General features: G+C 41.7%; 9 protein-coding genes and 2 pseudogenes. All 11 read right to left on the minus strand.

Annotated elements, in window-relative coordinates; genetic code table 11:
- Nucleotides 1-225: 225 nt before the first annotated feature.
- Nucleotides 226-630 carry a hypothetical protein gene (locus ACFINO_RS08550; protein WP_375655447.1) on the minus strand — a complete coding sequence of 135 codons (405 nt, stop codon included), beginning with the start codon at nt 628-630 and terminating at the stop codon, nt 226-228.
- Nucleotides 627-2,426, minus strand: coding sequence for a hemagglutinin repeat-containing protein (locus ACFINO_RS08555; protein ID WP_375655448.1), 1,800 nt, complete (start codon nt 2,424-2,426; stop codon nt 627-629). The genes ACFINO_RS08550 and ACFINO_RS08555 overlap by 4 nt, the downstream gene beginning before the upstream one ends.
- Nucleotides 2,345-2,653: a hypothetical protein gene (locus tag ACFINO_RS08560; protein ID WP_375655454.1), complete on the minus strand. Its 309-nt coding sequence runs from the start codon at nt 2,651-2,653 to the stop codon at nt 2,345-2,347. The genes ACFINO_RS08555 and ACFINO_RS08560 overlap by 82 nt, the downstream gene beginning before the upstream one ends.
- Entirely contained in the window at nt 2,593-3,069 is a 477-nt protein-coding gene (locus tag ACFINO_RS08565; RefSeq protein WP_375655449.1) for a hypothetical protein, read from the minus strand. The genes ACFINO_RS08560 and ACFINO_RS08565 overlap by 61 nt, the downstream gene beginning before the upstream one ends.
- The gene (locus tag ACFINO_RS08570; protein ID WP_375655450.1) at nt 3,066-3,830 is read right to left on the minus strand and encodes a hypothetical protein; all 765 of its coding nucleotides are present in this window, start codon (nt 3,828-3,830) and stop codon (nt 3,066-3,068) included. Before ACFINO_RS08570 ends, ACFINO_RS08565 begins: the two co-directional genes overlap by 4 nt.
- A gap of 12 nt (nt 3,831-3,842) precedes the next feature.
- Nucleotides 3,843-4,256 (minus strand): hypothetical protein, encoded by a 414-nt coding sequence (locus ACFINO_RS08575; protein ID WP_375655451.1) that lies wholly within the window; start codon nt 4,254-4,256, stop codon nt 3,843-3,845.
- A pseudogene (locus tag ACFINO_RS08580) lies at nt 4,253-6,163 on the minus strand (hemagglutinin repeat-containing protein); the annotation flags it as partial. The gene ACFINO_RS08575 and the pseudogene ACFINO_RS08580, both read right to left, overlap by 4 nt.
- Nucleotides 6,164-6,245: 82 nt before the next feature.
- A complete protein-coding gene (locus ACFINO_RS08585) occupies nt 6,246-6,722 on the minus strand; it encodes a hypothetical protein (protein WP_375655452.1) in 477 nt (158 codons plus the stop codon).
- A gap of 63 nt (nt 6,723-6,785) precedes the next feature.
- Entirely contained in the window at nt 6,786-6,914 is a 129-nt protein-coding gene (locus tag ACFINO_RS08590) for a hypothetical protein (RefSeq protein ID WP_375611068.1), read from the minus strand.
- A complete protein-coding gene (locus tag ACFINO_RS08595) occupies nt 6,902-7,306 on the minus strand; it encodes a hypothetical protein (protein ID WP_375655453.1) in 405 nt (134 codons plus the stop codon). The genes ACFINO_RS08590 and ACFINO_RS08595 overlap by 13 nt, the downstream gene beginning before the upstream one ends.
- Nucleotides 7,303-8,134, minus strand: a pseudogene (locus ACFINO_RS08600) (filamentous hemagglutinin); the annotation flags it as partial. The gene ACFINO_RS08595 and the pseudogene ACFINO_RS08600, both read right to left, overlap by 4 nt.

Consider the following 8,134-nt stretch of genomic DNA (forward strand, 5'->3'; position numbering starts at 1 on the left):
GATACTTAACAGAGCTATACAACTCAATAGTTTTAAGATTTTCTTCATTATTCCCCTCTTTCAATGGATTTATTTACGATAAAAAGCTCTTAAGCCTGTTGATATTTTATCTCCGTTTTTCAAGACAGTTCTGAACTGAGTTGAGATGGTAAATTGAGAAAACAATCCCGCCATTCCAAGTAAAGGCAAGGATGGCGGATTGTTAATCATCACAAACAGCAAAACTTAAGGCTGGCATTTGCGACTATTTTTATATTTTTTACAAAACGGGCTGTTCAAGCGCTTCTTGACACTGCGCTGTGGAACAACAGCGCCTGGACGACAAATGGGCAAGTTTTCAGCTTTATGATTTCCACACCAGCCTCCCCCCACATCATATTTATAGCGAAATCCCGCTTGGAGCATGCAAGCATCAATGGTTGCATTTGCATTATTACTGAGCTTTCTACTTTCTGGATCCTTATCATAAGGGGTTGGCATACCGCATTCTAACAAGGCTTTTCCTATCTCCGTAAAATCTGCTCCTGGCTTCTCCCATGCCCCTATAGAAGATATGGGAGTTTTATTAAACTGGCACCCAGCTATACTCAATAGAGTTATCGCACTTAATAATTTTAAGATTTGGTTCATTTTTTACTCCATGATTTACTTAAAGGAACTTGTTCACGATGAGATGAGCCGTAAAGCATGTTGCACATACGCCCCACATCTCCAAGGCAAGTATGGGAGCTTATGGGATTCATGATCACTCTCCACCATTCTTTCCACCAGTTACTGCCAGCAGGTATTGTCTCGTAAGTATAGCCATTGCCGCCAATAATTCTGCTGACAAAGTCGTATCTATTCCCATCAAAGCCAACAATGGTTTGTTTGCCATCACTCACATAACCCAACAGACCGGATGCAACTAAAGCATTAAAGGCTGGTCCATAGAGATTGATATTCGTGTTGTCGGCTATACCGTGAACACCTTCTTGTTTGAAAGAATTCAGCATATTCCCCAATGTCATGGTACCACGGCTATGTCCATAAAGTTCTAACCCTGTAATACCATGGCTATACACCAAATCTTTTGCTTCTTGTGTTGAATTGGTCAAACCCCAAAAGTTATTTTCCATAAACTTCTGATAGCCCGCGACCAGAAGTTCTGAGATAGCAGAATCGGCTTGAGGGAACACAACAAAATAAAGCGGTTCATTTTTATTCTCCGCATGTTGCTCTGCATAAACAGCAGCTTCATAGGGTGGCGTAAAGATGCCATTAAAGGACACATGCACTTTGCCATCAGCACCCTCTTGTAAATGCTGCTTTTCTTCATCCGTTAAATAATGAAACTTAGGTATTTTTTGTCCACGAGCGTCTTCTATAGGCTCTCCATTTGCATCTATTTCATAGAGTATATTGCCATTTTCATCACGGTCGACCACGGCGATGGGGTGCTCTTTGATAAACATGGTTTTATAGGAGTCATCGCTGTATTTAAATCCTTCTTCCAACAATTGCGTTGCCATTTCACGATTTTCATGGACGATTTGTTCCAGCTTGCCTACATCGAGCTGTTGTACACCCTTATGGGCGCTAGCAGTATCCCGATTAAGGGAGGCTATGGCTTGTTCCACGTCTTGTCCTGTTAATGCCTTCTGCCCTGCTTCATCAGTAATGACGATAGTGCCATTGCTGATAGCGGATTTGGTATATCCTTCCTCTGAATCTTTAGCTTTTGAATGATCTAAGACATTTTTGGCAATGTTTTTCCCGACACCATATTTGCCCTGATACATCGGACCACCCGCCGAAATGCTTAACCCTTGGCTGCTAGCTTGCGCATGCGCACTGTTGCTGATATCACTGGTGCTAATGCTTCCTGTGGTCAGGCTGTTTTTATCTGCCGGCGCAGTGCTTTCAATAATACCTCCGGTCAGCGTTGTTTTATCTTTAACATTGATCTTAAAACCGCCATCACCGGCTTTGATGCCTGATTGCTCCACAACACTATGATAATCGCTAGAGGATTTATCCTTGTTCAAGGAAATATTGGTTGTGGCTGTACCATCCTTTTCTCGGCTATTATAACCAATGGAAACAGAGTTTTGCTTGCTGGAACTTTGTCCCGTATCACTGCGGCTGGTAATGGCAAAATCACCCCCTACTTCCATTTCTACACGCTCTCCAGAAACCACGGCGCCTGCCAGTGTGGTGTTTGCACCACTCGTTGTGTGAACTGTGCCGGTGCCAATAATATGGCTGTTCTTCTGGTGAACCTCCTCACTGGAACCCTTGCCTTTACCAAAAGAAGCATTCCCCATCCACCCTGTACCACCGGTACCATAACTATACCCAACATTCATTGAAGCGCTTTGCGTGTGGTTTTCTGTGCTTTGCGTATTTTGCGCACTTTCAAAGATGATATCTTTACCTGCTTCCATGGTGATATTCCCGCTCTGTTCATCATTGCTTTGCATCGGGTTTGTACCGGCAATAATATCGGCTCCAACACCATGGATGCTGCTTTATTTAAAGTGCCACCCGCTTGAATAAAGAAGGGCACAATTTTGACTCCCTCATCATTCATACTTTTTGTCCAACGACCTTTTAACGATGCGGAGGACGCTTTGGTGATCGCTTTTGTAAAGCTTTTTGCTTTTTCTGACATTTTCTTTCATCCTCAAAATGCGTTAGTAAAGCGCGTTCCTGTTTCGTTTTGTTGGTCACACCAAAGGTGTCATTGTCCATAAATTGCTGATATCCAGCTAGCATCAAATTAGCTAAAAACGAGTCACTTTTCAGAGGCTGTACAAAATAGAGCCCTTTTGAATCTTGCAATTTATACCGGAAACCTGCTTTTTTCATGCATTCATAAACTGAGGCAAATTCACTCGCATACGAATTCATATCACTAGAAGAAGCATAAACCGGTTTCCAACCACATTTTGACAAGGATTGTTGGATCATCGCTTTATCGGCACCTGGTTTTTCCCATAATGCTAAAGTTGATGGAGGAGGTTGGTTAATACATCCAGCTGTAGTTAAGAGAGCTATGCAGCTCAATAGTTTTAAGATTTTTTTCATTTTTTCCTCCCTGAATATTTTGAATAAATTGGCGTACGATTAGGTAATCCATAGAACTTTGTACAAGCATCACTTGGATGTCCATAACAAGCATGGACACTTGGGTAGCCCTTAAATATTTGCCCTCTCTCTTTCCAGGGACCACTTCCAGGAGGTATTTGTTCAAAAGTGTAAGGATTTTTGCCAATCTTTGTACCCACAAAGTCATATTTATGATTTTCCAAGTTTACATAATCCTGCTTTCCATCACTTAAGATATATAACGTATCTGCCATGTTTTGAGTATTATAAGCTGGTCCAAAGAAATTAATCGTTGTTTTCTTTGCTATACCATGAACACCATGCTTTTCTAAATCATGCGATCCATTGCCCGCTGTCATACTGCCACGGCTATGCGCATCAGTATGCAATCCTATATTGCCAAGGCTATACAACAGATTCTGGTACTTCTTCGTCGAATTGGTCAAAATACCCAACTTACCTTCTAGAGCATACTGATACCCTGCAATGAACAAATCTACCAAGAACGAATCGCTATGAGGGAACATCAGAAAATAGTGTGGATCATTCTTGTTATCAGCCAACTGAACCGCATTATGGGCTGCGTCATCTGGTGTTGTAAAAATACCATTGAGAAAAACATGAACCTTGCCATCAGAACCTTTTTGTAAATTCTGTTGTTCTTCATCCGTTAAATAATGTGCGTGAGGAAACAATCGCGCCATTCCAAGCAAAGGCAAGGATGGCGCATTGTTGGTCATTACAAGAAAGACTTAAGGCTTGCATTCAGATGCATTTTTATACCTTTTACAAAACGGGCTGTTTAAGCGCTTTTCAACACTTCTCTTCGGGATGACAGCACCAAGCTGACAAATGGGCAAGTTTTCGGCTTTATAGTTTTGACACCAAGTTCCTCCCCATTTATCTTTATAGTGGAATCCTGCTTGAACCATACAGGCATCAATTGTTGCCCATCCATTATTGTTTACCTCTTTATTTTCTGAATCAGGATCGATAAGACTCGGCATTCCACATTCTAATAAGGCTTTTCCTACCTCAGTAGAATCTGCTCCTGTCTTCTCCCACATATTCACGTACCCTGGAGCAGGTTTGTCAATGTTTTCAATGTCACATCCAGCTATACTTAATAAAACTATCCCACTCAATAATTTAAACAGTGTATTCATTTTTTTCTCCATAAATAACCTAAACCTAAATTATCTAAAATTGCATAAGGTGCATAAATTTTTGTATTATCATTATGATGTGCTCCATAATCACGTTTACATGCTGCCGACGCATTACCATAACACCTATGGGCGCTAGATTTAAAGCCGCCTAGAGCTTTCCCTTGCTCTATCATTGGAGTTGCTGGTGGAAATATTGCATAAGGGAACCTCAAGGGTGCCTTATAAAAAGTAGGTAGATTGTGACCAATTCCTGTACCAATGGGATCGAATATATGGTTTTGTAAATAAATATGATCTTTTTTACCATCACTCACATAATAGAGTGCATTCGCTATTGATTGAGAGTTATCAGCTGGTCCAAAAAGATAGATATCTGTTTTTTCTGCTATACCGTGAATGCCACACTGTTCAAAGTCACGCATTCCATTGCCCACTGTCAAACTACCACGGCTATGCGCACTAACAATCGCCCCTGTATTGCCATAACGATAGATAAAATCTTGTAACTTCTTGGTCGAATTACTCCATCCCCCAAAATACTCATAAATTGCTACCCCGAACTCTACTAGCTTATCTTTAGCTTGTGGGTGGTATGTAAAATAAAGGGGTTCATGTTCATTATCAGCTAAGTGGACAGCATTACCGGCTGCTTCATCTGGTGTGTTAAAAATACCATTATAGAACATACGCCTGTTGCCATCAGAGCCAGCTTGTAAATGCTGCTCATCTTCAGCATTTAAAAAGTGATACAGAGTAATATATTCTCCATCGCTGTCTTTTATAGGTTTTCCATTTTCATCGGTTAAATAGAGGACATTGCCATTTTCATCATGCAAAATCTCACCTACTGGATGTTCTTTAACATTTGCGACTTCGCGCACTTTGTCCCAGTATCCCAATCCTTCATCCGATAAATCATTGATCATATCTACGCGATTATGCACTGCTCCCTCAAGCGGTGCGACATCTAGCTGTCCTACAGCTTGGTGGGCTGCTGCGGTGTTGCGGTTGAGTGCATCAATGATTTGTCCAGCATCTTGCCCCATCGCCCTCTGTCCAGTTGTATCAGTAAGGATGATAGTCCCATCGCTGATAGCAGATTTGGTTTCCCCTTCTGCTCCATCCTTGGCTTTGCCGTGATTTAAAACATTTTTGGCAATGTTCTTTATCGTATCATTCCCAGAAAGGCTAAACCCATGGCTGCTGGCTTTAGCATGGGCACTGTTGCTGATATCACTGGTGCTAATGCTTCCTGTGGTCAGGCTGTTTTTATCTGCCGGCGCGGTGCTGGCAATGATGCCTCCGGTCAGCGTTGTTTTATCTTTAACAATGATATTAAAGCCGCCATCACCCGCTTTGATGCCTGATTGTTCCACAACACTATGATAATCGCTGGAGGATTTATCCTTTTGGAAAGAGGCGCTCATGGACCCCCCACCACCCGTTTGTCCAGCACCAAACCCAACAGAAACAGAGTTTTGCTTACTGGAAGTTTGTCCCGTATCACTGCGGCTGGTAATGGAAAAATCACCCCCTACTTCCATTTCTACACGCTCTCCAGAAACCACGGCGCCTGCCAATGTGGTGTTTGCCCCACTCGTGGTATGAACAGTGCCGGTGCCTATAATATGGCTGTTTTTGTGTTGAACTTCCTCACTGGAACCTTCCCCTTGACTAAAAGAAGCACTGCCCGTTGCCCCTGCGCCACCCGTGCCATAACCGGTGCCAACACTCATTGAAGCACTTTCACTGCTGTTTTGTGTGCTTTGCGTGTTTTGTGCACTTTCAAAGATGATATCTTTACCTGCTTCCATGGTGATCTTTCCGCTCTGTGCATCATTTTCCAGCACATAGATTGGATTGGTACCAGCGATAATATCAGCGCCAACACCATGAATGCTGCCTTATTTAAAGTGCCACCCGCTTGAATAAAGAAGGAGACAGCTTTGATCCCCTACTTCATTCGTGATTTTATCCAACGACCTTTTAACGATGGGGAGGACGCTTTGGTGATCGCTTTTGTAAAGCTTTTTGCTTTTGCTGACGTTTTCTTTCATCCTCAAAATGCGTTAGTAAAGCCCGTTCCTGTTTCGTTTTGTTGATCACACCAAAGGTGTCATTGTCCATAAATTGCTGATATCCTGCTATCATTAAATTGCTTAGGAATGAGCCACTTTTGGGAGGTTGTGTAAAATAGATCCCTTTTGAATCTTGCAATTTATATCGGAAACCTGCTTTTTTCATGCACTCATAAACTGAGGCAAATTCACTCGCATACGAATTCATATCACTAGAAGAAGCATAAACCGGTTTCCAGCCACATTTTGACAAGGATTGTTGGATCATCGCTTTATCGGCACCTGGTTTTTCCCATAATGCTAAAGTTGATGGAGGAGGTTGGTTAATACATCCAGCTGTAGTTAAGAGAGCTATACAACTCAATAGTTTTAAGATTTTTTTCATTTTCCCCTCTTTCAATGGATTTATTTACAATAAAAAAGCTCATAAGCTTGTTGATATTTCCTGTCATCGCTGCTTAAAACAACGGTGAACAATATTGAGATGATTGGTTGAGAAAACAATCCCGCCGTTCCAAGCAAAGGCAAGGATGGCAGATTGTTGATCATCACCAATAGAAACACTTAAGGTTTGCATTCAGGTGCGTTTTTATATTTTTTACAAAACGGGCTGTTTAAGCGCTTCTTGACACTGGGACTCGGGATCACAGCGCCTGGACGACAAATGGGAAGGTTTTCGGCTTTAAAAGTATAACACCATCCACCCTCATGTTCATTTTCATAATGGAATCCTGATTGAACCATACACGCATGAATTGTTGCCCATGCATTGATACTAAGCTTTCTGCTTTCTGGATCGGTATAATAAGGTGTTGGCATTCCACATTCTAACAAGGCTTTTCCTACCTCTGTAAAATCTGCTCCTGGTTTCTTCCACGCTGCCACCTCTCCTAGAGGAGGTTTATCGATATTACATCCAGTTATAATTAACAAAGTTACAGTGCTTAATAATTTTAGAGTTTGTTTCATTTTTTACTCCGTGATTTACTTAAAGGAAATTGTTCACGATGAGATAAACCATAATCATATCTACATTGTGGACTCGCATCTCCAAGACAAGTATGGGAGCTTATGGGATTCATGATCACTCTCCACCATTCTTTCCACATGTTACTACCAGCAGGTATTGTCTCGTAGGTATAGCCATTGCCGCCAATAATTCTGCTTACAAAGTCATATCTATTCCCATCAAAGCCAATAGTGGTTTGTTTGCCACCACTCACATAACCTAACAGACCGGATGCCGCCAAAACATTAGCCGCTGGTCCATAGAAACTGATCGTTGTATTGCCAGCTACATCATTTACACCTTCTTGTTTGAAAGAATTCATCATATTAAAGCCTGTCAAACTGCCACGACTATGGGCATCAAAATGCAATCCTGTGTTACCATAGCGAGACATTATATCTTTTGCTTCTTGTGTTGAATTGGTCAAACCCCAAAAGTTATTTTCCATAAACTTCTGATAGCCCGCGACCAGAAGTTCTGAGATAGCAGAATCGGCTTGAGGGAACACAACAAAATAAAGCGGTATATTTTTATTCTCCGCATGTTGCTCTGCATAAACAGCCGCCTCATAGGGTGGGGTAAAAATGCCATTGAGGGACACATGCACCTTGCCATCAGCACCTTCTTGCAAATGTTGCTTTTCTTCATCCGTTAAATAATGAAACTTAGGAATATTTTGTCCACGAGCATCTCTTATAGGTACCCCATTTGCATCTATTTCATAGAGTATATTGCCATTTTCATCACGGTCCACCACGGCGATGGGGTGCTCTTTGATAAACATGGTT

Origin of the sequence: Bartonella sp. AA83SXKL (assembly GCF_042196965.1) — a bacterium.
Taxonomy (GTDB): domain Bacteria; phylum Pseudomonadota; class Alphaproteobacteria; order Rhizobiales; family Rhizobiaceae; genus Bartonella.